At 58.8% G+C, this 24,833-nt stretch carries 24 protein-coding genes; 20 read left to right on the top strand and 4 right to left on the bottom strand.

Annotated features, from left to right (window positions below; genetic code table 11):
* Window positions 1-272: hypothetical protein (locus JQ600_RS31875; RefSeq protein ID WP_212490291.1), on the bottom strand; the 272-nt coding region annotated here is incomplete at its 3' end.
* On the opposite strand from JQ600_RS31875, the gene JQ600_RS31870 reads away from it, so the two are divergent.
* The 19 genes from JQ600_RS31870 to JQ600_RS31780 all read left to right on the top strand — a co-directional run bounded on the left by JQ600_RS31870 (window position 241) and on the right by JQ600_RS31780 (window position 19,742).
* Window positions 241-4,257 carry a calcium-binding protein gene (locus tag JQ600_RS31870; protein WP_212490290.1) on the top strand — a complete coding sequence of 1,339 codons (4,017 nt, stop codon included), beginning with the start codon at window positions 241-243 and terminating at the stop codon, window positions 4,255-4,257. The genes JQ600_RS31875 and JQ600_RS31870 overlap by 32 nt on opposite strands.
* A 121-nt stretch (window positions 4,258-4,378) precedes the next feature.
* On the top strand, window positions 4,379-4,825 hold the full coding sequence (locus tag JQ600_RS31865) for a hypothetical protein (RefSeq protein ID WP_212490289.1): 447 nt from the start codon (window positions 4,379-4,381) through the stop codon (window positions 4,823-4,825).
* A 652-nt stretch (window positions 4,826-5,477) separates the two neighbouring features.
* Window positions 5,478-5,687: a Flp family type IVb pilin gene (locus JQ600_RS31860; RefSeq protein ID WP_212490288.1), complete on the top strand. Its 210-nt coding sequence runs from the start codon at window positions 5,478-5,480 to the stop codon at window positions 5,685-5,687.
* A gap of 138 nt (window positions 5,688-5,825) precedes the next feature.
* Entirely contained in the window at window positions 5,826-6,035 is a 210-nt protein-coding gene (locus JQ600_RS31855) for a hypothetical protein (RefSeq protein WP_212490287.1), read from the top strand.
* A gap of 66 nt (window positions 6,036-6,101) precedes the next feature.
* Window positions 6,102-6,608 (top strand): prepilin peptidase, encoded by a 507-nt coding sequence (locus JQ600_RS31850; protein ID WP_212490286.1) that lies wholly within the window; start codon window positions 6,102-6,104, stop codon window positions 6,606-6,608.
* A 34-nt stretch (window positions 6,609-6,642) separates the two neighbouring features.
* A complete protein-coding gene (cpaB, locus tag JQ600_RS31845; protein WP_312017272.1) occupies window positions 6,643-7,563 on the top strand; it encodes a Flp pilus assembly protein CpaB in 921 nt (306 codons plus the stop codon).
* On the top strand, window positions 7,563-8,759 hold the full coding sequence (locus JQ600_RS31840; RefSeq protein WP_212490284.1) for an AAA family ATPase: 1,197 nt from the start codon (window positions 7,563-7,565) through the stop codon (window positions 8,757-8,759). The genes cpaB and JQ600_RS31840 overlap by 1 nt, the downstream gene beginning before the upstream one ends.
* Window positions 8,756-10,144 (top strand): CpaF family protein, encoded by a 1,389-nt coding sequence (locus JQ600_RS31835; protein ID WP_212490283.1) that lies wholly within the window; start codon window positions 8,756-8,758, stop codon window positions 10,142-10,144. The genes JQ600_RS31840 and JQ600_RS31835 overlap by 4 nt, the downstream gene beginning before the upstream one ends.
* Window positions 10,141-11,073 carry a type II secretion system F family protein gene (locus JQ600_RS31830; RefSeq protein ID WP_212490282.1) on the top strand — a complete coding sequence of 311 codons (933 nt, stop codon included), beginning with the start codon at window positions 10,141-10,143 and terminating at the stop codon, window positions 11,071-11,073. Before JQ600_RS31835 ends, JQ600_RS31830 begins: the two co-directional genes overlap by 4 nt.
* On the top strand, window positions 11,070-11,981 hold the full coding sequence (locus JQ600_RS31825; RefSeq protein WP_212490281.1) for a type II secretion system F family protein: 912 nt from the start codon (window positions 11,070-11,072) through the stop codon (window positions 11,979-11,981). Before JQ600_RS31830 ends, JQ600_RS31825 begins: the two co-directional genes overlap by 4 nt.
* Window positions 11,982-11,984: 3 nt before the next feature.
* The gene (locus tag JQ600_RS31820; protein ID WP_212490280.1) at window positions 11,985-12,632 is read left to right on the top strand and encodes an isoprenylcysteine carboxylmethyltransferase family protein; all 648 of its coding nucleotides are present in this window, start codon (window positions 11,985-11,987) and stop codon (window positions 12,630-12,632) included.
* A 116-nt stretch (window positions 12,633-12,748) separates the two neighbouring features.
* Window positions 12,749-13,180, top strand: a complete 432-nt coding sequence (locus JQ600_RS31815) for a hypothetical protein (protein ID WP_249136189.1) — start codon at window positions 12,749-12,751, stop codon at window positions 13,178-13,180.
* Window positions 13,181-13,189: 9 nt separating this feature from the next.
* Entirely contained in the window at window positions 13,190-14,521 is a 1,332-nt protein-coding gene (locus JQ600_RS31810; protein ID WP_212490278.1) for a pilus assembly protein TadG-related protein, read from the top strand.
* A complete protein-coding gene (locus JQ600_RS31805) occupies window positions 14,521-14,925 on the top strand; it encodes a TadE family protein (RefSeq protein WP_249136188.1) in 405 nt (134 codons plus the stop codon). Before JQ600_RS31810 ends, JQ600_RS31805 begins: the two co-directional genes overlap by 1 nt.
* A 91-nt stretch (window positions 14,926-15,016) precedes the next feature.
* Window positions 15,017-16,087: a phosphatase PAP2 family protein gene (locus JQ600_RS31800; protein ID WP_212490276.1), complete on the top strand. Its 1,071-nt coding sequence runs from the start codon at window positions 15,017-15,019 to the stop codon at window positions 16,085-16,087.
* Window positions 16,088-16,459: 372 nt separating this feature from the next.
* The gene (locus JQ600_RS31795) at window positions 16,460-18,061 is read left to right on the top strand and encodes a type II and III secretion system protein family protein (protein ID WP_212490275.1); all 1,602 of its coding nucleotides are present in this window, start codon (window positions 16,460-16,462) and stop codon (window positions 18,059-18,061) included.
* 9 nt (window positions 18,062-18,070) lie between these two features.
* Window positions 18,071-18,469 (top strand): hypothetical protein, encoded by a 399-nt coding sequence (locus JQ600_RS31790; protein ID WP_212490274.1) that lies wholly within the window; start codon window positions 18,071-18,073, stop codon window positions 18,467-18,469.
* Between the two features lie 80 nt (window positions 18,470-18,549).
* The gene (locus JQ600_RS31785) at window positions 18,550-19,086 is read left to right on the top strand and encodes a tetratricopeptide repeat protein (protein WP_212490273.1); all 537 of its coding nucleotides are present in this window, start codon (window positions 18,550-18,552) and stop codon (window positions 19,084-19,086) included.
* A gap of 113 nt (window positions 19,087-19,199) precedes the next feature.
* The gene (locus JQ600_RS31780) at window positions 19,200-19,742 is read left to right on the top strand and encodes a hypothetical protein (protein ID WP_249136187.1); all 543 of its coding nucleotides are present in this window, start codon (window positions 19,200-19,202) and stop codon (window positions 19,740-19,742) included.
* Between the two features lie 206 nt (window positions 19,743-19,948).
* Here the strand turns inward: JQ600_RS31780 and JQ600_RS31775 are convergent, their stop codons facing one another.
* From JQ600_RS31775 to JQ600_RS31765, 3 genes are all read right to left on the bottom strand, one after another.
* Complete coding sequence (locus JQ600_RS31775) at window positions 19,949-20,533, bottom strand: ATP-dependent Clp protease proteolytic subunit (RefSeq protein ID WP_212490271.1); 585 nt, start codon at window positions 20,531-20,533, stop codon at window positions 19,949-19,951.
* Between the two features lie 165 nt (window positions 20,534-20,698).
* A complete protein-coding gene (locus tag JQ600_RS31770) occupies window positions 20,699-21,025 on the bottom strand; it encodes a DUF3303 domain-containing protein (protein WP_212389258.1) in 327 nt (108 codons plus the stop codon).
* A 689-nt stretch (window positions 21,026-21,714) separates the two neighbouring features.
* Window positions 21,715-23,181 carry a hypothetical protein gene (locus JQ600_RS31765; RefSeq protein WP_212490270.1) on the bottom strand — a complete coding sequence of 489 codons (1,467 nt, stop codon included), beginning with the start codon at window positions 23,179-23,181 and terminating at the stop codon, window positions 21,715-21,717.
* A gap of 1,019 nt (window positions 23,182-24,200) precedes the next feature.
* On the opposite strand from JQ600_RS31765, the gene JQ600_RS31760 reads away from it, so the two are divergent.
* On the top strand, window positions 24,201-24,635 hold the full coding sequence (locus JQ600_RS31760; protein ID WP_212264694.1) for a hypothetical protein: 435 nt from the start codon (window positions 24,201-24,203) through the stop codon (window positions 24,633-24,635).
* Window positions 24,636-24,833: the final 198 nt, after the last annotated feature.

Below are 24,833 nucleotides of genomic sequence, written 5' to 3'. Positions count from 1 at the left end.
CAGACGATCGTCGAGGGCACCGCAGCGATCACCACGGCCTCCGACAGCGTCGACCTTACCGAGATCGACCAGGCGGTGACGTTTGCGGTGAATGTGGCCTCGGAGGCGGTCGGGAACGACACGCCGACGCAGTCGGCGACGATCAGCGAGCAGAACACGGCGGACGACCTGGGGACGTTCACGTTCACCAAGGGCGGCGGCGCGCTGACCGGTGTCAACACGGCGTCGGTGACGGTGACGATGACCGGCACGGCGGCGGATGCGGACTTCACCACGGCGGTGATCGCCACGGTGGCGAGCGCGGCGACCACGGCCGGGCTGACGGTGAGCGGTCAAACCGCCACCAGCGTGACCCTGATCTGGGATGCGGCGGACCCGAACTCGTTCAACGCCAATCTGACGGCATTCAATGATGCGTTGGTCGACAGCGGCGAGACGCTGACGCTGACCCTGAGCGCCCCGACGGTTGCCAACGGCAGCGCCAGCCTGGTAGGCGGCCAGTCGGCGGCGACGCTGACGATTACCGACACCGACACAGGGCCGACCGCGACAGGCGAGACGATCATCGTCAATAATGATCCGGTGGGTCCTGCCCCGGATGGCATCCCGGAATGGTTGCTGCTGCTCAACGACACGCAAGGCAACAACGGCGCCGTGCTCGACGTGACGAACGTGGGCGGCGCGATCGGTGCCACATCCGTTGTCCATACGGCTGGCGGGGTCGGAACCGGCACGGTGGCTTTCGACGACGATGGTGGCACGGCCGGCGGCTCGTTCACCTATCGGGCGATCGACACCGCCGGTAATACCAGTGGTGTGGTCACGGCAACCATAACCCGCGACACGGGCGGAGACGTCGATGGGACCAATGGCGCCGACATCCTGTTCGGATTTACGGGCAACGATACACTGGCAGGCGGCAACGGAAACGACATCTATGCCTTCAGGGTGACCGGGGATGGAGCCGATACGATCACCGAAACAGGCGGAACCGACACGATCTACATCGGCACTAATGGCGCAACATTCACGACCCTGAACTTTTCCGATTCAGGCAATGGTACCGGGAATGGAAATCTGGTCATCGCCTATGGGGCAACAGATACGATTACCGTTTCTGGTCACTTTGCAGCAGCCGGCAACACTGTGGAAACGCTCACCTTCGTCGGTGGAGCGACCTTCGCGGGCTATAGCCTTGGCTCGTCTCCCTACACGCTCAGCACAGATGATGACAACGCTCCCAGTGCTGCCGCCGGCGTGAACACAATCATTGCGGACGACAGCGGCGCCAACCCGATCAGCGGCAACAGCGGAAACGATCTTCTGTTTGGCAATGACGGCGATGACACTCTAAATGGTGCAGGCGGAAACGACCTCCTGATTGGCGGTTCGGGCAACGATACCTACAGTTATGCATCGACTGCGGAAGCAGCAGCCGGCGAAAACATCGTTGAGGCCACAGGTGGTGGAACCGATACGATTCGCACAACCCTAACGGTTGATCTGAGCGCGCTGATGGTCAATGGCACTGCGGACCTTGAAGGGGCCGGCGCGGATGAGGGGATCGAGCGGATCCTGATCCAGAATAACACCACGGCGACCTTCAGCGGAGCTCAGTTGACGGGCAACACGATCGCCATCAACGAATCAGCGGCAGGTACGACGAACCTCGTCATCAATGTTGCCTCCGGCGCGACGAACAGCTTCGCCAATCTGACCTTTGCCGCGAGCGGCGGCGATGCGTTCGATGACGGCCTTGATACCATCACCATCAATGGGGCTGGCGGCGTCGAGAACATTACAGGCACCGGCATTGCCGACATCATCACCGGCGGGTTGGGCGCCGACTCCATAACGGGCGGTGGCGGCACCGATACCATCATTGTCAACTCGACTGTTGGAACGTCAAGCGACTCCGCGCGAGCTACGGTGGTGGGGAACGGCAATGACACTGGCCAAGACACGGTGACGGGCTTCGTCCTTGCGAGCGAGACGTTGCGCATCGTTGCAACGAATGTATCCAGCTTCGTCCACGGCACCGATACTGCAATTGGGACGGCAGGCGCCGATGACACCGGCCTTGTGACTAGCTTCACAACGTCGACCGGCTTGATCGAGCTCAATCAGACCACGAACAACAACTGGTCCGATGTTGGTGATATCGCTGTCACGTTCAGCTCTCCGACAGGTGCGTTCAACGAAGCCAACTTCGAGGCTCGCCTCCAATATGATCTGACTGGCACTAGCGGAAATGATACGATCACAACCGGTGCTCTGAATGATACGATCGAAGGCGGGGGTGGCGACGATACCATCACCGGCGGGACGGGTAGCGACACGATAGTCTTCGGCGCATCCGGTTCGCTCAATGGAAGTGACACGATAGTGGGGCTCACCGTCGGCACAGTTGCCAGCGGTGGAGATGTGCTGAACTTCAGCGCGTTCCTCCCGAGCGGTACTATCAATCAGAATGGTGGTGGAGGCACCTCGATCAATGAGTTTACAGCGAGCAGCAATAGCGACGTAAACATTGCTGACGATATAGTTCTGTTTTCGAACGCCGCCTTCAATGGAGCCGCAACAGCAGCCAACATAGTCAGTGAAATCCAAGGCAGCGGTAACGCATTTGCTCTGGGAGCCGGCGGAAAGGCTATCATCCTGACAGGCGACGCGGGTAGCAACAGCGACGCCATGCAGATCTGGTTCGTGGATAATAGCCTTGATGGATCAAGCACTGTTTCGGCGACCGACGTGGTGCAGATTGGCGTGACAAGCGCGGCTTTCGACCTTGATACGCTTACCACTGCTCAGTTCGATTTCGCTGTTTTGGCCCCTGCAGGCGTAGCGGGGTCGCCAATCAATCTGGCGCTGACCAACCCGACCGACGTTGCAGGGGATGTCACAGTGACTATCTCCGGCGTTGCCGATGGCTGGACCCTGAGCGAAGGCGCCGACAACGGCGACGGCAGCTGGACCGTGCAGACCCGCGACGTGTCGATGCTGACGGTCACCACTCCTTCCGACTATGCAGGCGCGCAGGCACTGCAAGTGGCGATGACTTGGACCGACGTGGACGGAGCTGACAACTTCAGTTTCCTCAAGAGCAACGTCGAAGCCTTTGCCCCCGGCAATCCGATCTTCGCCATCTCCAGCGATGACAACCTGACCGGCTCCAGTGGCCACGACCTGTTCGTTTTCTCCCAGCCGATCGGCCATGACGTGATCTACAGCTTCGATATTGCCGCTGATCAGATCGATCTGATTGGTTATGCCGACTTCACCGGCTTCGGCGATATCGAGGCGCATACCGCAAACGACACGGCCGGCAACGCGGTGATTACACTCGCTGACGGTCAATCGATCACGCTGAATGGGGTCGACGCCGCTTCGCTCGCCGCTGATAACTTCGTCTTCGACCAGACACCGGTCACGGAGAACATCGGCCACATGGTGATCAGCAATGGCGCAATTCTGCCGCTGAGCGGCGTCATCGATAACACCGGTACGATCGAATTGAACTCGACGGGTGTCGAAACCGATCTCCAGCTTATCCAGCATGGCATTACGCTCCAGGGTCACGGACAGGTCATGCTGTCCGACAGCACCGGGAACGTGATCACCGGAACGGTCTCGGACGTCACGCTGACGAACGTGGACAACACGATCTCCGGCGCCGGACAGCTCGGCGCAGGGCAGATGATCCTGATCAACGAAGGCACGATCATCGCCACCGGAACCAATTCCCTCGAGATCGATACTGGTGCGAATACCATCGTCAATTCCGGAACACTCGAAGCGACCGGCAGCGGCGGGCTGGTGATCGACAGCAACCTTGATAATTCAGGATTGCTGTGGGCGAATGGGGCAGACATCACGCTCAACGGCAGCGCAACTGGCGGTACGGCATTGATCGATGGCGTAGCCACGATCGAGTTCGAAGCAGCCTCATCTGTTAACGTAACGTTTGCGGACGAAGCGACCGGGACGCTCAAGCTTGGCGACTCCTTCGACTTCAGCGGAGTTATTTCGGGATTTGACGGGGATGACCAGATCGATCTGCTCGATGTCACGTTTGGAGAAGGCACCAGCGTAAGTTACGTTGAGAATTTGGAGGAGACCGCCGGAATCCTGACGGTGAGCGACGGCGTTCACACCGCCAACATCTCGTTGCTTGGCGACTACTCGGCGGACAGCTTCATATTCGCGGCAGACGGCACTACGGGCACACTTCTGTCATACCGTGACGATCTGATCTAGCTAACCGACAGAATGCGTTGGATGCCGTGCGGAGCTGATGGGGCGATGCCCGACGATGGTTTTGGAACGCGAGAAGGAGTATGACCAGGGCAGGGGTAGGCTTGGCCTGGAGCGTTCATAAATGGCGATCAGGATCGGCGAGGTAAAGTCGTCCAGGCTTTCGGATGATAAGAAGGAAGTCATCGTCGGCGGAAGCGGGAAGTATATTGGCGACGTAGAGCTGAAAATCGCGCGCGAGTGCCTGGACGATTTTATCGATGCCCTGGTCAGCGCGCGGGGCACGCTTGGGTCAGTAGCAGTTTCCAGCGCGGGCTCCGCCGTGGTTCCCAAGCCGAGTGCTCGATCGGGGGGCAATCCGAATGAAGTCAGATTTGAAATCCCGAAGACCTTCGCCGTGACGGCGGACACCGAGGGCAGGGGTCTGGTCCTGCTCATTCTCAATCACCGGCTGGAAAACCAGGAAGGATATGCGCTGTCCCCGGATGCCGCACGACAAGTAGCTGCGGGGCTCACCAAGAGCGCGGACACATTGCTCGCATCTCCGGCTGCCGGTGAACTCAACAAGTGAGTCCAATACGGATGTGCGTTGAATAGTGAGCAGCGCATGGTCGGAAGAACGCTCAATCTGAAGAACGCTCAATCTTATCCCGCGGGCGGTGAAACCAATCGGACCCACACGTGCACTGGATGCGCCACCAAGGCAAGGCGTCGGGTCGTCGTGCACAGTGCAAAAAATCTTCCGGAGCTGCGCGGTATTTTCGATTTGGGCCGGAGCGATTTCGAGAGTAGGGCATGAGGCCGCAGCGCTTCCTGTCAAGGTGCGCACTCCAAGCAATATGGCGCGCAGAAAGCAGAAAGACGTGTCCAGAATCTTTTTGCACTCTCGATCATGCGACGGCTTCGGATTCAGATAGCTCCTGCGTATCGAGTGGACGAACGATCATGATGCATTTGACCGACAACGTTGCTGCGGCGATGTAACGTGGTTGTGCGGCACTGGCCTTGCACCGTTCGCGAGCCGTAGCATCCTGATATGGAATCCCCGTATTAACACGGTATAGCGCAGTACCGCTGGCACTTTCGGAGTACCTCCGGAAATCCGCGCCGCACTCTTCAGCGGCAACGACACCTTTCAGGCCCGATATTATAAACGCACTGTGTTGGCACCAACTTGCCAATGGCAACTGCGGCAATTCATCTTAAAAGAAGGGATTTCTCCTATGTTGAAATATTACGTCAAGACAACCGAAGCGTTCAAGCGTCTGCGCACGGATCAGGACGGCGTGGTGTCGTTCGAGTACATTATCGTCGCGGCTTGCATCATCGGCGCAGTGGTTGCGGCGTTCGGTACTACTGCTGGTGGCGCTATCGCGACGGCGCTGACTGGCGGGATCAACGCTATTACAGCCGCTTTCACCGCGGCCGTGTAATACAGGCATCTCGCCCTCGAGGGGGGCATTGGAATCTGGCCCCCCACTTTTTTTGAGGGCATGCATTTCATGAACTGGATTGCTCCCACAGCCTCGCTTCTGAAAGTCCTGCCTTCGGGCCAAAGAAGGATTGTTCCCATGTCGAGTTTTCACGCCAAGGCCACCGACGCGTTGAAGCGTCTGCGCACGGAAGAAGATGGCGTGGTGTCGTTCGAATACGTGATCGTTGCGGCCTGCATGGTCGGCGCAGTGACTGCTGCTTTCGGTACGAGCGCTGGTGGAAATGTCGCGACCGTGCTGACGAGCGGGATCAGCACGATCGTCGCCGCTATCAGCGCTGCCGTCTAATACAGCCGCTGCGCTCATGGAGGTACGGGAGATATCGGTTACCACATTTTTTAAGGCGTGCGTTTGATGAGTTGGATTGTTCCCATAACCTCGTTTCTCGAAATCCTGTTGTTGCTCTATGTCGCAACGATCGATGTCGCGACACGATTGATCCGGAATGAAATTTGTCTGGCGCTGGCGCTACTCGGGATTGTTGGTCAGTTGGCCAGCCCGGTGCAGATTGTTGAATCGCTCATCGTCGCGTCGATCCTGTTGCTGTTTCTGTTGGTTATTTACCAGCGGAGATTGATTGGCGGCGGCGATGTCAAGCTTCTGGTCGCATTGGCGATTGGTCTGCCGCTGACTGGCGTGGTTCAGTTGTTGACCATAACCGCGCTGGCCGGCGGCGTTCTTGCCCTGGTGCATCTGATGATGCGCTTCTTGCCATATCCCAGGCTGGCGCCCGCCGGATCGTCGTTCGTACGCCGCGTCTACGCGGTAGAGCGCTGGCGTCATTTGCGACACGCGCCGCTACCTTTCGGGGTTGCCATAGCGTGCGGTGGAATTTTCGCCGTTTTGAGCAAAGGACTTTGACATGTCATCTACTTTGCGTCTCTCGATTATCGCGGTGCTGTTGTTCGCAACCACTGCGCTCGGGCTTATGGCCTACAACATGTACCTGCCGAAGCAGGTCCCGGTAGAGGTCGTCGCGGAGAAGGCGCCGCCGCCGCCTGCGACGGTCGGATACTTTGTTGCAGCTCGTCCGCTACCGAGAGGTACATTGGCCCGCGACGAGGATTTCACGGTCCGCTCGGTGGCGCCGGAACGCGTTCCACCGGGAGCGATCCTTGAAACGCCCGAAACCAAGATCGGACTTCCCGGTTCTCTGGTTCGCAAGTTCGTCGACGCCGGCAGCCCCGTCACATTGCAAGACATCTTGCGCCCGCGAGACCGGGGTTTCCTTGCGAGCGTCCTGGCGCCGGACAGCCGTGCCATCAGCATCAAGGTTGACGAAGAGTCTGGCGTCTCGGGCCTGATCAGGCCGGGTGATTATGTGGATGTCGTATTGACTCAAGTGTTCGAGAAGGCAGATCCCGCGCGTCGCGCCCTGAGCGAAGCCATTCTACGCAATGTTCGGATCATTGCGATTGACCAGGAGATTACGCAAGGCGGGCGAGCCGTCAGCGCGATACCGGGCAAGCCGGCGCACACGGTGTCATTGGAGCTTACCTCGGGGCAGGTCAAGAAGGTCACCGTCGCAAAGCAGCTCGGAACGCTCTCCCTGGCCGTACGGTCAGCCGTCGAGCAGTGGGAGACGGCGGATGCCGGCGCTACGTCGAGCTGCGACGTGTCGCCTGAAATTGCCAGGCAGAATGCAATTGCCGGCCAGAGCGCATCAGTGGCGATTCATTCCGGCGGTCAGGTCAAGCAGTACTCCGTCAGGAAACAAAATTCGGACGGCAGCGACAGCTGCGACGGATCGTCGGAAGCGGCCCGCCCGACCGGGGCGACGATAGCACAGGCTGACAAGTTGCTGGAGAAACGTTGATGAGCATGGTCGCAGTCAATCCGCCTGAGGAATCCACATCTGTTGGGACGCGTGACCGTATCGTCTGTTTCGTCAATGACGAGCTTAGTGCTGCAGCTCTGCGCAAAGGCCTCGACGGCAGTAACCTGTCGATCAGGCGTGGCACGATCCGTCATGCCATCCGGATGCTCGAAACCGACACCGAGCTTTCCGCGTTGGTGGCGGACATCAGCGACGTCGAGGATCCATTTACCGAACTGGAAAGGTTGGCCAGCGTCTGCCCACCCGATGTCCGGGTTGCGCTGATTGGTGAGAGCAGGGAGATCACTTTCTACCGTGAGCTCATGGAGCTCGGCTTGACGGAGTATCTTCCGAGGCCGCTCACGCGGGACATGGTGCTGGACCAGCTACGCCCGAAACTGCTCGGTGACGCGGCGCCCGGTCAAATCGATCGCGGCGGGCATGTGATCTCGATCTGCGGTGCGCAGGGCGGCGCCGGAGCAACGAGTATCGCGATCAATCTCGCACTGCAACTGGCCGAGACCACCAAGGCCAAGGTCGCGCTGCTCGATCTTCATCTGCAAGGCGGTGAAACAGCTGTCATGTTGGGCGTTCAGCCCGGCCCGGGACTGCGCATCGCTCTGGAAAACCCGATGCGGGCGGACACGTTATTCCTCGAACGCGCGGCAATCGATGTCAACGAGCGGGTTTGCCTGATTTCCGCCGATGAGGAGCTGGACGCGCAGCTGAACATCACCGAGGCGGGCGTGAGACACGTGCTGGGTCTGCTCCGTCAACGGTTCAACTACATCGTGGTCGACGTACCGGTACCGTTTCCGCCATCGATCCATCCGGTGATCACCCTTTCGCGTCACGTGCTGGTGCTGCTGGAAGCGGAGGTGACCGGACTTCGCAATGCCCATGCGCTCCGCACGGCCGTCACCAACATTGCGGGTAAGGATCGAGTCTTTACCTTGCTCAACCGCGCCAATCGGCCCGGGGGACTTCCCAGGGCCACGATGGTCAAGGCCTTGGGCGCGGAACCGGACATGGTGATTCCCGATCTCGGCAAGGGGATGACCCAAGCGGTCAATCTCGGAATTCCAGCTCTGAAGCACGTATCGGGACTGCGGCGCCACCTCGCCCCAATCGTACGGGAGATCACGGGTGTCGGCGCCGAGCGGAAGGGACGGTTGAGGAGGCTGCTCGGGCTATGAAAACGTTTGGTAGGCGCGAAGACGACACGCCAACTCGTTTGCCTGCATTGACGCCAAGCCTGGCTGCGTCGCCGCCAAGCTTGCCTGCGCCTGCGCCTGCGCAAAAGCGTGACGAACCTTCGATTCAGCGGCCGGCGATGCCTGCTTCGCTGCGCGAACGAGTCATTGCGCAGATTGAGCCGTCGGTGGCCGCAACCGTTTCGCGCGATATTCTTCGGCAGCAGATCGAGGAAATCATCCACGGAATCGCCAACCAGGAACGGCTCGAACTGTCAGGCCGCGAGCAGCTACAGCTGGCGGACGAGATAGCGGACGACATGACCGGCTACGGGCCACTTCGTCCGCTGCTGCTGGATGAATCGATCAACGACATCATGGTCAACGGACCCAGCAACATTTATGTCGAACGAAGCGGCAAGCTGGAACGGATCGCGGTACGCTTCCGCGACAATGATCATATCGCATCGGTGGCGCAGAAAATTGCCGCGCAAGTTGGACGGCGCGTTGACGAATCCAGCCCGATGGTGGATTGCCGCTTGCCGGACGGCAGCCGGGTCAACATCATCTTCCCGCCGCTGGCGATCCACAGCCCCTGCATCTCCATCCGAAAATTTCCAAGTCGCCGGCTGGATATGGCCGGAATGATCAAGAACGGCTCGATGACCGCGGCGATGGGACAATTGCTGGAGATCGCCGGCCGGTGTCGGCTCAATGTTCTGGTCTCCGGCGGTACCGGCTCCGGCAAGACCACGCTGTTGAACGCCATGAGCCAATTCATTGATCACACTGAACGCGTTGTCACCATCGAGGACGCGGCAGAATTGCAGCTTCAACAGCCGCACGTGATCAGCTTGGAGACCCGGCCTCCCAGCCTCGAAGGCACAGGGCAGGTGACACAACGTGATCTGGTGTGGAATGCGCTGCGCATGCGTCCTGACCGGATCGTCGTAGGCGAGGTGCGCGGCGCTGAAGCGTTTGACATGCTGCAAGCGATGAACACCGGCCATGATGGTTCGATCTCCACAGTGCATGCCAACTCCGCCCGCGACGCGCTGACCCGTATTGAAAACATGGTGCAGATGGGACAGCCAAACCTGCCGCTGCGGGCGATCAGGTCCCAGATCGTCGCTGCGCTGGATGTTATCGTGCAAGTGGAGCGCATGCGGGATGGACAGCGTCGCGTCATCCAAATTTGCGAGGTGATAGGCCTGGAGGGCGATGTAATCACCACCAATGACATCGCAGCGTTCGACTACGAACAGGAAGATGTTAACGGGCGGATATCGGGCTCCTACAGGTCCACCCACGCAGTCCCAAAATTCAAGAGCCGTCTTGTCTATTACGGGCTCGATCGAGCCTGGGCTGAGGCCATGAGGCAACTATGACGCTGGAGTTTTTGACCCTCGTTGACCTGGTCCTCCTGATATCGGCGTCAGCCATGACGTTGTGGCTCGGCGCCCGACAAAGCCGCATGGATCGACAGATAGCGACAGCTCTGCCAACCGCAGATGCGGTGAACATGCCCTCCATTCGTCGGTTAGAGGCCGGATCCCGGTGGCAGTTTCTCCACCGCCTGGCCAATTACCAGCCTGGGATAGCTTACGCCTTGCCCCCCACGTATGCGGTGTTTGCCGGTGTCATCGCTGGAGCGGCAATCCTTTATGCCAATAGCCTGCTGAACTTTCCCACCCTCTACGTGTCTCTCGCGGCTTTAATTGTGGCCATCATGGTGGTGCGAGGGGTGTTTGGATGGCAGCAGCAGCGCCTTGCCAATCAACTGTTCCGACAGCTGCCTGACACGATTCAGCTGGTGACAAGTACTGTTCGATCCGGGCTGCCGGTGAACGAAGCATTTCGCACCATCGCGCGCGAGATGCCGCAACCAACGGCCGGGCAGTTCGCCATCGTATGCAGCGAAGTGACGATGGGAAAATCTCCAGAGGAAGCTGTGGAAGATGTTTATCGGCGAACGCAGGTGACGGAGTATGGGATCTTTGCCGTGACACTTGCAGTCCAGCTGAAGTCGGGTGGCAGCTTGACCGAAACCTTGCAGACGCTGGGAGACACGGTGAGGCAGCGTGTTGCGCTCGCTGCTCGCGCGAAGGCTCTGGCAGGAGAGGTGATCTTTTCCTCTCGCGCACTTTCAATCTCGCCCATCGTCGTAGGCGGGTTGCTGTACCTGATCAATCCGCAAACAGTTGATCTGCTGTTCTACGATCCGACCGGGAACATCCTTCTGGCTTACGCAACAGCCTCGGTGATTATCGGGACCCTTGTGATTCGCTGGATGGTCAGAAGGGAAACCCAACTATGACTGTTGGTTTCAGTTTGGTCGCCCTCGCCATTGCACTAGCGGCTGCAACCTTCGTGTTGGTCATCCATGAACTACACCTTCGTGCGTTGAACACGCGGGTGTCGAACGCAGTGCTCGGCATTCCTCGCCAATCGACACCCTTCCAGGACATGTCCGGCTGGCTTTCATCGCTCGGCATGCGGTATCGGCGCTTCTACTCTGCAGAAAATCTGGACCAACTACGGACAATCGTTCAGGCGTCGGGTTTCAATCCTCATCGAACCTTGTCGATCTGGATTGGTATCAAAACCGTCTGCATGTTCTTGTTTCCGATCATTGGCTTGTTTGTCGCGCAGCTTTCAGGGAGGTCGCTGACCGATGGGCTGATCTTCATGCTGATTGGCGTGGTGATCGGAATTATGGGGCCGCGGTTGATCCTGTCGGTGCTGAAACGGCGTTTTAACGCCAAGATCCGGCTAGGCACGCCGGACATGATCGATTTGCTGGTTGTCTGCAGCGAAGTGGGCATGGGCCTGGAGAGCGCGCTGGAACGAGTAGCGGAAGAAATGAAGGAAACCAATCCTGCCATGGCCCGGGTCTTGTACGGCCTTCTTGATGATCTCCGGATATTGCCGAATCGCAGCGAGGCATTCGAGAAATTGGGATCCACGTCGGATGGACTTCGCCGGTTCGGCATCATGGTTGCCCAAAGCATGCAGTATGGAACGCCGTTGAGCCAGGCGCTGCGCAGTGTCGCTGTCGACCTCCGGCGAGAACGTATTACCAACCTGGAAGAAAGAGCACACAAGCTGGGCGCCAAGCTGACCATTCCGATGGTGTTGTTCATGCTTCCAGCGATGTTCGTCATTTTGGGTGGAAGTCCGTTTCTGCACCTCATTCGTACATTCGCCAGCGTCGGGATGAAGTAAGCCATGAGCACGATTGCCCTGTCGAAAAACTGGTCGTACGAGCGGACGATGCAGCTGCTTGGCGCCATGTGGTTCATGTTGCTGGCACTCCTGGTCGCCACAAAAATCGGGACATCGCTTGCCGATCCCTGGCCATCGCTGCTGTCGAGTTTTTGCCTTGGCATCTTCTACATGCTCCTGACGGTCTTGATGTTGACCAGGCCACCGGCAAAGGCGCACGCGACCGGCCTGCTGCCTCGAATAGCTGCATTCGTCGGCAGCTATATGCCATGGACAATCACCTTCTTCGGCAAAACCGGCGAAGCGTTGCCGAACCTGCTATCCACCGTTTGCGTGCTGGTCGGCATCATCATGATGCTGGTGACGATCCGCCACCTGGGCAAGTCGTTCAGTCTGGTACCGCAGGCACGCAGAGTAGTGCAAACCGGTCCTTACCGATGGATCAAACACCCGCTCTATCTGGCGGAAGAGATCGTGATCCTGGGTGTAGTCCTGCAACACCTGACCGTGGCAACGGTGATCGTACTGTTCCTGCATATCGGCGTTCAGATATGCCGAATTCTTTACGAAGAAGACCTGCTTCGGCGCAGCCTTCCTGAGTACTCCAGTTACGAAGCATCGCGCTGGAGATTGATTCCGTATGTTTGGTGAGTGGTCATGAATGGCCGACTTGTTATGGACATGCGTATTGATTTGCAGCGGTCTAACACCGACGCGGAGGGGCCAACGTGCTATCGCCCTGTCGAGACAGGCTCGTGAGCCGTAGAATGTCTTTCATCGCGGATCAGCGCGGCGCCGCCGCGCTTGAAATGCTGGTTGTTTACCTTTTCCTTGTGGTGGGCCTCATGCTGCCGCTTGCCGACGTTGCGGCCGCGGGCTTCCGGTATGTAGCCGCGTGGGAGGCGTTGCGCGCCTTCGGGCAAAAGATCCAGTACGATCCGCCAAAGGACATCACCGATTGGGCGGCCTGGAAGTCAGCACTCCCGACTTCTGTTTCGGGCTATCCCATCAACAATCTCCAGGTCGTTTGCAGCGATAGCATGGCTGCCTGCTCCGCAGGCAACTCTGCTTCGCCCAAGCACTATACATACTCGACGACCGTCACCATGGCGCCCATCCTGTTGAGGTCGGTGATCTGTCAGAGTGGTAACGGCGATCCTTGTTCGTACACGCTGTCTTACGGTGAACGGTTTCAATAGGAGTGTGCCATGCGTAGCCTGCTTCGCTCTCGTCGTGGTTCAGTCGCCTTCGCAACCGTTATCGCCCTGGTGCCGCTGATAGGCGTGGTCGCACTCGGAGGCGAGGCGGGATCGTGGTACGTGACCAGGCAACATGCGCAGAATGCCGCCGATGCGGCAGCCTATTCGGGCGCCATGCAACAGTTGTGCTTATCGGGCTCATCGTGCGCGGTTGCACAATCAGTGGACTATCGCGCCAAGCAAGCCGCGGCACAGAACGCGTTCTGCAACTCGGGCAGCAGCTACCCCGGCTCCAAGTGCGTCGCCAGCCCGACGGGAGTCTCGCATTCCGTCCAGGTCGCTTCGCTCGGTTCATGGAAGGGAGTGGCTGGAACGTATGTTCAGGCCACTGTTAGCCAGCAACAGCCAGCATACCTGGCCAGAGTGCTTGGTTTGTCCACGGTCAACATAGGTGCGACAGCCGTTGCCAAAGTACAAATTGTAGAGAAGCCGCCATGCGTCCTGGCATTGACAGGCTCTGTCAGTTTCCAGGGCAGCCCGAACATCAATGCGGCCAATTGCGGCATGGCTTCGAACAGTACGGCCAAGGATGCAATCAACTTCACCGGCGGCGGGATGACCATGAATCTCGGCTCGCTAACAACTGTCGGCGGCTGCACGGGTCAAGCACAGTTCTGCAATCCCGCGCTAACCTATATGCCGGCGCCGATCCCCAATCCCTTCGCCGCGCTTGACGCGGTGACGATTCCGACGCTCGCGAAGTGTTCAGGTAGCGCTCTGACCGCTTACAGTGCCGCTACCCCTTGCAGGAACGACAAGTTCAAGTTGAGCGGTAATGCTAGTGGCTCCCCCCCACCATTGACAGGTGGGGTCTACTTCATCTCTGACACATTCACCCTGACTGGCGGCGTGTCGATCTCCGGCACGGCACTGTTCATCCTGTTGCCCGGCGCGAGTTTGAAGGTGACTGGCAATAGTGCTCTCAATCTCACTGGCAACCCGTCGGTCGCGACCTCGCAGCTTCCGTCTGCACTTCAACCCCACGCGAGCCTGTTCGCCAATATGGCACTCTTTAAGGTAACTGATCCTGATACGAGCAAGAACGGCCCGAACGACGTACAACTTGGCGGAACTTCCGGTATCGAATTGAAAGGGATCATGTACCTGCCGAGCGCGAATGTGACGTTTCAGGGCAATCCGACGCTGAACTTGGCCGGCGGAGCGTGTGGCGAGTTGATCTCCAAGTCAGTCTCGTTCGACGGCAATGCGACCTTCGACACCACGGGGTGCCCATCGCAAACGAAGCTGGTTAGCAGCCAGTATGTCCAGTTGGTGCAGTGATGAGAAAGCTCGATCAGCGCGGCATCGGGGCGATGGAGTTCTGTCTGGTCGCCGCGCCGCTTTTCATTTTGATGTTCGCGATCTTCGATCTGGGGCGTTACGCAATCACCATGCAGTCATTGCGGACGCTCGCGAATGCTGGTGCCCGGACATGGATGATCAACGACTGCTACGTCCACAGCGTAATGAAAAAAGCTTCGCCGACCTGTGCCGGTGACCCCCTGCCATCCCTTGCGGAGAAAAAAGCCGTTGCCCCAATGATTGGCGGTCTCTCGCCGACGCTAAGCACGACGACGGGAGGCAGCGTAGTTACTGTCACGGCATCTGTGAATTTCAGCATGCTGATGCCGATATGGGGCACAACATTGAACAGCCCGAGCGCGTCCACAACAATTCCGTTCTAGCACCCCGGGCGCCTGGCCGATGAACACTCGACGAGCTCACAGCGATCGCGGTCACGATGATGCCAGAAGTGAAACCAAGACAAAGGCAACCATGACAGCATCATCGCCGCAGGCCGTGATGTCAGCCCAACGTTTGGGCCGGGTCGCGATCTCCCAGTGGCGCTTGGTTTGGGCGATGATTTGCCTTCTGCTGGTAGTCGATTTTGTGTGGGCTTCGCACGTCGGGCTTTCGGTTGGTATCGGATTGAACGCCGGCATAGTGATAATTATGCTCGTCCTTTCGGTGATATACGATCGCCGCAATCGTGCCATAGCAGATATGACAGCGGCGACCGCTTCGTGGGTAGCGCTCATGAGCGCCGGTCTCGTGCTGAGCTACCTTGCCGCCAGTTGCGCACAACCGTTGCAAGACGGAATGATGGAGCGGTTGGATCGCGTCGTCGGTTTTGACTGGTTAGCCTGGCACAATGCGATGCTTAGCTGGCCTGCTCTAAGCTGGCTGTTGACAATTATATACTACAGCTTGCAGCCGCAGGCCGCCCTTTCGATCGTCTACCTTGCCCTGTCGGGCAGGACCGGACGCATCAAGGAGTTACTGCTGTTGGCGGGCGTAACCCTGGTGGCGACCATTTCAATCACAGCGATCTGGCCGACGCTGGGCCCGTGCGCGGCCAACGGGCCCAGCATTGGGCCGTGCGCGGCGAACGGCGGTGGCGACATTGCCTATCTCAGAGATCTGCTGGCACTACGTGCGGGCGGGCCCTGGCATTTTGAGTTGTCGGCGATGGAAGGCATCGTAGCGATGCCATCGTATCACACTGTTGGGGCGGTGTTGCTCACTTATGCTTTTCGCGGCACCGGGCTGATCGGATACGGGATCGCAGCACTGAACGTGTTGATGCTGGTTTCGATCCCGCCGATCGGCGGGCATTATCTGGTCGACGTGCTGGCCGGCGCGGCGTTGGCGCTCGGAGCGATCGCCGTCCAGCGAGCGGTAACAAGGCGTGGAGTGAGCCTAATTCTGTTCGGCCTTTCGCGCGAGACGTTGTTCGGCCAAGCCGTCGATTTGGCCCGCGGTTCCGTCTTCAAGCCTGCGCGAATTTCGGCGCAAGCAGTGCCCGTAGAATCCCGGCGTCTGCATGACGCGCGAGATGGAACCTAACGGGCTATATGCAACTCATCGGGCATATGGCGGACGGCAAGCGATCGTTAGCCGCAGCCTTTTTCGCGTCGCACAAGAAGGTGATGCCGGCTGGCAACATTGGGAAATATTCGCTGAAGTTGCAGCAACCTAATGAGGGTCTTTCCTTGCAAGCGAGGAGCATGAAGGATGATGATCTCAGAGTCGCATACGCGGCGAGCGGGAGACTAGGAAGTGTCCTCACTGAGGACAGCGCGCGTCGGGAATGCGAAGTAACGATTTGTAGTGGGACAAAGTGGTAAGCTTTGCGACGGGGTGCGCGAAGGAGAGTTGAAGGACACTGAGACCGTACATCTACGGGGACAGAAGTGGATCGCGTCGAGGGGGAATCGAATGCAGGGCGGTCGCGTTTCGGGTAGGGCAGGCGGGAGGCTTCTCGCCTCGGGCGTGATCGCAGTTGGCGCTGCGCTTGCCTTGTTTGGTTCCGCCGAGCGCGCGAGCGCGGCAGACCGGCGGGGTTCCTCCGGCAGCGTCTTCGTCAGTGAAATGAACGACGTCCAGCGGGTCAAGGTGATCGTCAACAAGTCGCGCACCTTCAGGGTCGATGCGGCTTTTTCGACGATCGTCGCGGGCTCGCCCGACATTGTCGACGTGAAGTCGCTGAGCGATCACTTGATCTACATCCAGGGCAAACAAACCGGCACCACCAACGTCATCCTGTTCGACTCATCGATGAAGCAGATCGGCATCCTCGATGTCGAGGTAACGATCGACGCCGGCAATTTGCAGCAGAACATTCAATCCAGTACCGGGACGCGCGGCATTCGCGTCTCCTCCGGGGATGGCCAGGTGGTGTTGAGCGGAACCGCAGCGGACGCGGTCGCCGCCGAGCGAGCCATGGCGATTGCCACCGGCATGCTGGCGAAGGGCGGCACCGTCGTCAACGCCATGAACGTGGCTGGACCCCAGCAGGTCATGCTGGAGGTGCGCTTTCTCGAGGTTAACCGGCTGGCTGGCCGTGACCTTGGTATGAACCTCTTCGGCGCCAACGCCAGCGGCTCGAACATCGGCAATACCGGGCTTGGTGGGATTAACTCCAGCGGTCGCGTTCCACTGCCTAACACCGGCCCTCCACCCGGCACTATACCGCTGCTCGACACGGCGGGTACGTTGGCAAGCAGCGCGGTTAGCGGTGCCCTCCCGTTCGGTAGCTTGCTAACCAGCGTCCTCAGGACGAAGAACGGCGCCTCGGTTGACCTGCTGGTAACAGCTCTGGAAACCAAGGGCCTGTTGCGTCGGCTCGCCGAACCAAACCTGATGGCCTTGTCCGGCGACGCTGCCCGCTTCCTGGCTGGCGGTGAGTTTCCCGTGCCGGTAGCCTCCACAGCCGCTGTGGGTGGCTTTCCCACCGTTACTATCGAATTCAAGAAGTTCGGTGTTGAGCTGGCGTTCGTTCCTACCGTTCTGTCGCGCGGCGTGATCAACCTTCGGGTTGAACCCTCGGTCAGCGAGCTTGATTTCCAGAACGCGGTCCAGATCGCGGGCACGATCATTCCCGCTTTGTCGCGGCGCGACGCCCGCACCACGGTCGAGTTGCGCGACGGCCAAAGCTTCGCCATCGCCGGCCTGCTGCAGACCCGCAACAGGCAGGACGTCTCGCAATTGCCCTGGATCGGCTCGGTGCCGGTGCTGGGGACGCTGTTTCGCTCTTCGTCCTACCAGCAGCAGGAAACCGATCTGGTGATCATCGTCACGCCGCGTCTGGTGGCGCCGGCGGTGCCCGGACAGGCGCTGGCATCGCCGCTCGACTCCCGTCTGCCGGCCAACGACGTCGATTTCTTCCTCAACGGCCAGATGGAAGTGAAAAAGCGCTATAACGATTATGTCAATTCCGGCGGCGAGGTGAAGGGACCGTATGGCCACATCATCGCCCCCGAGCTGCGTAACTCGGCGCCGGCTCCCGTTTCTGGTCCAGCCATCAAAACCCTGAACTGAGGACGAGCTATGCGCATCAGATTGCTGGCCATATTCGCTCCGCTCCTGCTGGGGGGCTGCTATGGATTGGCGGGGCACGACGAGGTGGACCGCTACTTCCAGCGTTCCGAGACCATCACGATGACCGCCGGCGACGCCAAGCAGGTGAACGCCGTCACCCACACCATCCATCCATGGCCGCGATACGTCGGTGATCGCAGGATCGCGACCGACGCTCGGCGCGTGGGCGCCGCCGTGACACGCTATGGCAACACGAAACAGCCGGTTGATCAGCTTCCCGACATCGGCGAAGGGGGCAAGCAGATGGGCGTGCGGACCGCCCCAACCCAGAATATTAGCATTGATGGATTGGGGGCTGGGTCGGCTGCCGGCGTATCGGTGCCGGTCGGTGGCGCAGGGGTTAGGTGACCGGTCTTGGCAAGTAAAATTAGCGAAAATATTTCGAACGGTGCGCTGGCCCGCTGGGCCGGGGCGGGGGACAAAGAGTTATGCGTCGTCTCATTCTAATGCTGACCTGTTGCTGGTTGGCGACCGGCCTTGCGGCGTGTGACACCACAACGAGAGACGCGGCGATCGTCGCTCCCGCGAATCCGGCGGGTGCGGATCCCGTGCAGGAACCGACCGACGTCAAATATTACCCCTCCGACGAGCCGGTGCGGCTTGGGCTGGAGCATTTCAACCGCGGCAGTTACGGGATCGCCCAGCGCTATTTCAAGGATGGCGTCGAGAAGTCGCCGAAGGACCTGACGGCCTGGATGGGGCTAGCAGCGAGCTATGATCGGATCCGTCGCTTTGATCTTGCCGATCAGGCTTATGCGCAGGCGGCTAAGCTGGGGGGCGAGACCGTTCAGCTCCTGAACGACCAGGGATACTCATACATGCTGCGTGGCAATCTGAACGCCGCGCGGCGAAAGTTTGAGAGGGCCTATTCGCTCGACCCGACCAACCCGGTGGTCATCAATAACCTTGAGCTGCTCAATGGCAGCCGGCGCTTCATCGAGAGGCCGCCGAATAACCAGCCATAGCAGAACAGTTGGTCGTACCAGCTTGATTTTATTGATATTTACCGGCTGAAGGGCACGCTCTGCGCCGGGAACTTTTAAGGCGAGTTAAACGTTTTTGGCCTATGGCTCGTCTCATGAACCGTCTTTTCAAGCTGCAATTTCTCGGACCGTTCGCGCTTTTTACCGCCACGCTTTGCGCCGAATTGGCCGCGCGGGCCCTTCAATATAACCCCAGCTCTGAACTTCTCTGGTTCATCAATCTCAGGGTGTTCGGCATCTTTCAGCGCAGCTACTCATCGCTGAGCTATCTCGTTCCAATTGACGGGTTTCAGTTCTTCGGGGTTGCGCTTCCGATCTTCGCGCTTGCCTGCATTGGGCTCGCAACCAGGTCCAGACTCCCTTTCACGGTCGCAACGCATTCGAGCCTGGTCTACGCCGGCCTTCTGGTCTTCTCCTGGCAGGTTGGCGTACCCACCGTCACGCAGGCATCGCTCGTAACCATGGCGGTCCCGTCGGGTGTTGGCCTGTATGTGATGGCGACCATTTTAGGGACTTGCCTCCTGTCCTTTGCTGTTACGCACCTGCTCTATTTCCTTGCCGTGGGGAAGGAAGTACGCGCTCTGGTGAGTTGGCTGCGACGTGTTTCGTCCCGTCGAAACAATCGCATTGCGGCGTAGCCGCACTGGATGCCACGGTGTCGGTCATCGGCCCAAGCGTGACGTGTCCAAGATTGGACGGAGCTCGATATGTGGTTGAGAACGTCCAATCAAGTTGCGGAGTCATTTCTTCGCCCCCAGCCCCACACACCGAACTACAAGCCGGAGTCTTCCGCAACCAGAGCGGGGGCGCAAGGGCCGGGCGCAGAAATGGGGGTCCGTGCATTTCACCTTTCCTTGTAGTGATTGATATCCGCTCCCATCAATCGAAGATCATTAAGGCTAAGCCAGGTCACATCGCCGGGCGGCGTGTTTACCATGCGGCGAATGATGGACGAGGGGACAGTCAATTCTTCTGCAATACGGGCCATCGCCATAGTTGCTTTGCGAGACTCGGTACCATTCTCGGACGCGCCATGCACTCCAATGCGGGCGCGAACATATGCATACTTTGTTTCCCCTGCGGCGAAGATGAGAAAGCAAGCCGATGCGCAGGTTGCGTTTTCCCCTACGTTCGTGGAAACTTTTGCAGACCTGATCACGTCTGCCAACCGGACACCTTCTAGTAAGTTACCTCCCTCCGAGTTCAATCGCACCGAGGTCACCAGTTTACCCGCATCAGTAGCCGCCTTGATGCGGGTTCTCAATAATTCAGCATCACCCGGCGCAATGTTGCCGGAGATGGAAATTTCAACGCGATCGTCTTTGAGATTCAAAGATTTTATCTCGGCGGCGGCCGCGATCGACACGCTCAGCGCGAGCCCCGTACTCACAAGCCCGCTAGCCGCAATTCCCCGCTTTTGCATCCCCATTTATTCCTCGCGATAACGGCCCATCCAACCGCGCCTGGGAGGCGCCGCCAAGTGCTTCAAGCCCTTGGGGCGGCGTGCGGTAATGCGTATAGGTGTTGGCTGATCATTTAAAGCGCCCCGACCAATCCAGATCGGGACGCTTCAATGGACCAAAGCGGCCGTCGATCAACCCTTTGATGCTTTACGCGCCCAATCAAGCGCGCTCGCTGATATCGGAACCACCTCGCCAACATCCAGCACAGGAGTAATCTTGACGTCATTCCAATAGTTGTATTTCGCAGCGAAGGCGGTGATGGCCTTCGGGTCATTGGTCTCAGCCAAAATAAATCCGCTCCTTCCGGCGAGGTCTGAAACAAACGCGTGGATCGTCAGCCCCTTTTCCTCTTCAGGCCTCCACTTACTGAACGCGGTTAGAAGCGCCTCACCCCCCGCAATGTTTTGATCAAAGGAGAGACCTGCCGTTCGGATCGTATACTCACACATATATTTCATAGGTTTTCCTCCTCCCTGAACCGGGCAGCATTGCCCAAGTTCCCACAATATCGACTTGTTCGGCGATGTCGCCTCAATAACAATCTGCTGGCTTCAGCGGCCCTATGTCGGGTTCTAAGAGCGCCACCTGATTGGCGAATGCTGGAGCTTCCAACTCCCGCTCCAGAAGACAATGCCAGCCTTCAGAAGGACCGCCGAAGCCGTCAGTCGGAAGCAAACACATCGGATCTATTCAATAACAAGAATATTCAATCCCATGCGTGGACCTTTTGGGGTAATCCCGGACATCATGAATTCGGGCACTGAGCGACCTCGCTAGCTTTACGGCGAGTTTAGCCCTCAGAATATTGACAACTGGCGCCGCAAACGGGCCAATTTGCCCGGTCGCCCCGAGACTATCCGCCGCGTGGTCGAGTTGTGGCTGAGGGTTAGCAAATGAGTACGGATAAACTTCAGGTGCTACACAATGCTGTAGCTAGATACTAAGCGAGCATCCTTCGCCCTACCTTCTTTGACGAGGCGCCGTACGACGCTGCGCAGGCTAGCGAACAGTTCCGAAGGCTCCCGACAATCTTCGGCGAGCCACTGAAATTCCACAAGAGCAGTTTGGAAAGGCAACGTCTCGCGGACTTGGGATTTCCCAAAGGAGATACACGACGAGCACCGTGCGCTGTGAGTTCGCAGCTTAGCTAGTTCGGTGGCAAGACAAGGTCGGCCTGCCGGCTATCACGTCGCAAAATGATGATCGATCCATTGCGGGTCGTAAACCTGGCTCCAAGCAATTTCGGAATCTTCTCCATGAGCTGGGACGGTAGCGGGATCGTTGCGATGCCGACCGTATCGCCGACTTTGATCGCGGGTGCAGGCGTGCCCGCGGCCGGCGCGGGCTTGATAAAATCCCGGATCAGTCGAATTTCTTCTGGTGTCAGATTGAGCGCGGCTTGCTCGGTTCGAGGGTCGGCCCCGGCCTTCTTTTCAGCACCGGATTTGTTTTGGGATTCCGTTTGTTGGTCAGCCTTCTGCTTTGCTTTTTCCAAAAAATCCGCCCTGGCGGCGCGTTCCCTGAGAGGCGAGAGTTCGCGCTGGAGGGTTGCGATTTCCGATTTCAGGGATCTGATCTGGGTGAGCGCAATCACTGCTCCAGCGCACATCACGAGCACGAGCAGGGTCAGGAGTGCAATGGCTACGCCTCCGACATTTCCGGTCCTTCGTGCCGCCTTTGCGGTGGATCCGTCTCGCTCCAGATGACGTTGCCAGATGGCCTGAGCTTGCTGAAATCCGGCAGCGATTAGCTTACTGAACTTGTTTCGTTCAGGCGGCGCGAGCGCTGGCGTCTTGGCCTCGGCATCAGAATTTCGCGAAAAAAAGGCGGGTGCGCCCGGCCGCCGCGGTTCTTCCTGAGGAACCGGGATTGGATTGCTGTTCTGTAGATCGGCGGCACCAACTTCCGGAGCTATGGGCTGGGCAATACCTTCATGGGGCAAATGGCCGCCTGATTCTTGAGCGGCGGCAGGAATTGTACTTACCGAAGAAATATCCTCGGCATTTGCAGTTTCTTCCATCCTGTCGGGGTCGACATCGATTTTATCGTCCCGCCGATCGAGATCGAAAATTTTCAGACGCTCCTCAGTGCCGACGAGATGATCGATCATTTTTAGTGAAGGGGAGGGAGATGGTGCGGGAAGATCAAATGAGGGCTCGTTCGAGGCTCCCAAAGCCCTCAACGCCGATCGGCCTGCGTCGGTAATTCGTAACCCGTCGCCTTCCGGCGTCACCAGCCCCGACTGAAAAATGTCGATGTCATCGAGCGCGGAGGCAATCTCTTCCGATTGATCTTCGGCAGTGAGCGCCTCGACATCGTCCCTGAGGTCGTCAAGAGACGCGCGGCCGTCAGGGCGCTTGGCTAGCGCAGTCAGTATCGCCAACTTGAATTTCACACTGTCCCTCGGTGTTACGCGTCGATGGCCTGCCAAGTCTCGCGAGAGATTGAGCGCAGCTTGATCGGTGCCGGTCTCCCCACCAGCTTTGTTCTTTTCCGAGGTGGCATCGTCTTGCGCCCCCTCTTGTTGACCAAGTCTCTCTTCGTTTTTTCCGCTTGCTCGAGTTTTCCAAGACCGACCGCCCGCAATGGCGGCGCCGACGCCTGCAACGACCACGACCAAGATCAGGATTGCAAATGCAGCGCGCCTCCTATCCCTGCAACATGGTGTTCGGCTTTTGGCATTGAAGTATCCTGCGCAAAATGGCGGCGCCAACGCTCGACGATAGAGTGCATTTTCGTGGCGGTGTAGGTGAGGGGATTCGATAACTGAGACGATTGACCGCCCGGCCCCTGAGCCTTGGAACCGAAGCCCCGTCGCAAGAAGGCGGGAGCGTCCTGAGGCGCCGCGTCAGCCGTCTCAATCGCGATCGTTTGGCGGCTTTCCTGCGCGGACGGTTGATGGTTCGCACCATCGTCCGCCCCGTCAGGCCGTTCAGGCGGATCGGGGGCCCTAACTCCCGACGTCGAGTAAGGCGTTCTGATTGCCACTGCCCCGGTTTCTCCCTCTGCTCCGTTTCGCTGACACCACTTTGAAGGGGTTCAGCTCAAGATCGAAGATCTCTGGTCGTTCCTGGTTGGCGATCAGATCATCGATCATTCCTGGCGCTGGCGCGAGCCCCTTCGCCGCTCAGGACGCAAGATTCTCAAGTGGTCCTTGAGTCGCCCCGATGAAGAAGGCGCCTGTCGGGCGCCGCGTCGAAACCCGAATCGGCAGACTCCGCGCGGGGCGCCAGTTCTGGGGCGTTGAGCGAGCCGTGGTCCCGGCCGATCGATCAAACGCCGAAGTAAAGGCTGCCTCAGTTGGAGGCGGCCCCAGGGCCGGGGGGACCGGGCTGTACTGGGGCCGCCCATTCCAACCGACCGGCAATGGCGGATTGCCAACGGCCTCCGCAAGTTACCGCAGCTCGGTTGATCTTTCCGAACTAGTTCGGAGTACCTCAGCTCTTTCATTTTCATTGGCTTGCCGAGCGTGACGGGCCGGAGATGATGGCCTGTATCGCCATGCTGAAGGCACTGCGCCGGCCCGAGGCGGAACCGACTCCAGCGCCGCGCCAGAAGCGCACCAAGGCTTAACTGCGTCGTTCGATGATAAGGGACGGATTCCGCCTCAAGCAGCGCTTGTGGGAGTACCCTGTGAATAGGTGGGACAAGCCCTCAATCTTCGGTTTTGGCACCCTGCATTGTGTCATCGTGAGTGATCCCGATTCGCAGGAACCTCATATGGGCGAGCCAGTACGAGAAGTTTGCGCCGATCTTCTGACCCGCGCCAACAGCGCGGCTGAGGATGGCCCCCGTGGATTCGAGAACGCCACCATTTCAATCGTCGATGCACTTTCCAAGGAAGTAAGCACCGCTGATCTGGTCGCTATCAGCTACCGACTTCAAGCGTTATCCGGCCTTACGATGAATCTGCACGGCCGCGAATATAGGCTGATCAATGAAGCCGCATTCAAGGCAGCCGCGACCTGTCCGCTGGTCTTGCGTGGTACATTCGGCGAAGTTGAATTTGACCGCGAAGAATTTTTGCGGCTAGCACTGTCTTTTGCCGAGCCGGCAGGTAACGGCTGAGCAAATGGGATCCCTAATTGAATAGCCGCGTCGGTGGGGGAAAAAAATCCGCAGCGTGCCGCTCGGGATCGAACGTCACTTTGGATCGGCGGACTGCAGCTACGGGTGACGTAACGCGAAAGACTGCACTGATCGGCAGCAGGTAAGCACCGCATCCGCTGCTCTAGCCGCCCGATCGGGGGTGCTCCGATTCGACCG

Origin of the sequence: Bradyrhizobium sp. AUGA SZCCT0176 (genome assembly GCF_018130145.1) — a bacterium.
GTDB lineage: Bacteria > Pseudomonadota > Alphaproteobacteria > Rhizobiales > Xanthobacteraceae > Bradyrhizobium.
This window is presented reverse-complemented; position numbering and strand designations above follow the sequence as displayed.

Bases quoted from the DNA above. Each gene is read 5' to 3' on its own strand.
- JQ600_RS31850 (WP_212490286.1), top strand. From the start codon at position 6,102: ATGAGTTGGATTGTTCCCATAACCTCGTTTCTCGAAATCCTGTTGTTG.
- JQ600_RS31810 (WP_212490278.1), top strand. From the start codon at position 13,190: ATGCGTAGCCTGCTTCGCTCTCGTCGTGGTTCAGTCGCCTTCGCAACC.
- JQ600_RS31775 (WP_212490271.1), bottom strand. From the start codon at position 20,533: ATGGGGATGCAAAAGCGGGGAATTGCGGCTAGCGGGCTTGTGAGTACG.
- JQ600_RS31785 (WP_212490273.1), top strand. From the start codon at position 18,550: ATGCGTCGTCTCATTCTAATGCTGACCTGTTGCTGGTTGGCGACCGGC.
- JQ600_RS31815 (WP_249136189.1), top strand. From the start codon at position 12,749: ATGTCTTTCATCGCGGATCAGCGCGGCGCCGCCGCGCTTGAAATGCTG.
- JQ600_RS31855 (WP_212490287.1), top strand. From the start codon at position 5,826: ATGTCGAGTTTTCACGCCAAGGCCACCGACGCGTTGAAGCGTCTGCGC.
- JQ600_RS31865 (WP_212490289.1), top strand. From the start codon at position 4,379: ATGGCGATCAGGATCGGCGAGGTAAAGTCGTCCAGGCTTTCGGATGAT.
- JQ600_RS31790 (WP_212490274.1), top strand. From the start codon at position 18,071: ATGCGCATCAGATTGCTGGCCATATTCGCTCCGCTCCTGCTGGGGGGC.
- JQ600_RS31800 (WP_212490276.1), top strand. From the start codon at position 15,017: ATGACAGCATCATCGCCGCAGGCCGTGATGTCAGCCCAACGTTTGGGC.
- JQ600_RS31835 (WP_212490283.1), top strand. From the start codon at position 8,756: ATGAAAACGTTTGGTAGGCGCGAAGACGACACGCCAACTCGTTTGCCT.
- JQ600_RS31840 (WP_212490284.1), top strand. From the start codon at position 7,563: ATGAGCATGGTCGCAGTCAATCCGCCTGAGGAATCCACATCTGTTGGG.
- JQ600_RS31870 (WP_212490290.1), top strand. From the start codon at position 241: ATGACCGGCACGGCGGCGGATGCGGACTTCACCACGGCGGTGATCGCC.
- JQ600_RS31795 (WP_212490275.1), top strand. From the start codon at position 16,460: ATGCAGGGCGGTCGCGTTTCGGGTAGGGCAGGCGGGAGGCTTCTCGCC.
- JQ600_RS31780 (WP_249136187.1), top strand. From the start codon at position 19,200: ATGAACCGTCTTTTCAAGCTGCAATTTCTCGGACCGTTCGCGCTTTTT.
- JQ600_RS31770 (WP_212389258.1), bottom strand. From the start codon at position 21,025: ATGAAATATATGTGTGAGTATACGATCCGAACGGCAGGTCTCTCCTTT.
- JQ600_RS31860 (WP_212490288.1), top strand. From the start codon at position 5,478: ATGTTGAAATATTACGTCAAGACAACCGAAGCGTTCAAGCGTCTGCGC.
- JQ600_RS31820 (WP_212490280.1), top strand. From the start codon at position 11,985: ATGAGCACGATTGCCCTGTCGAAAAACTGGTCGTACGAGCGGACGATG.
- JQ600_RS31830 (WP_212490282.1), top strand. From the start codon at position 10,141: ATGACGCTGGAGTTTTTGACCCTCGTTGACCTGGTCCTCCTGATATCG.
- JQ600_RS31825 (WP_212490281.1), top strand. From the start codon at position 11,070: ATGACTGTTGGTTTCAGTTTGGTCGCCCTCGCCATTGCACTAGCGGCT.
- JQ600_RS31805 (WP_249136188.1), top strand. From the start codon at position 14,521: ATGAGAAAGCTCGATCAGCGCGGCATCGGGGCGATGGAGTTCTGTCTG.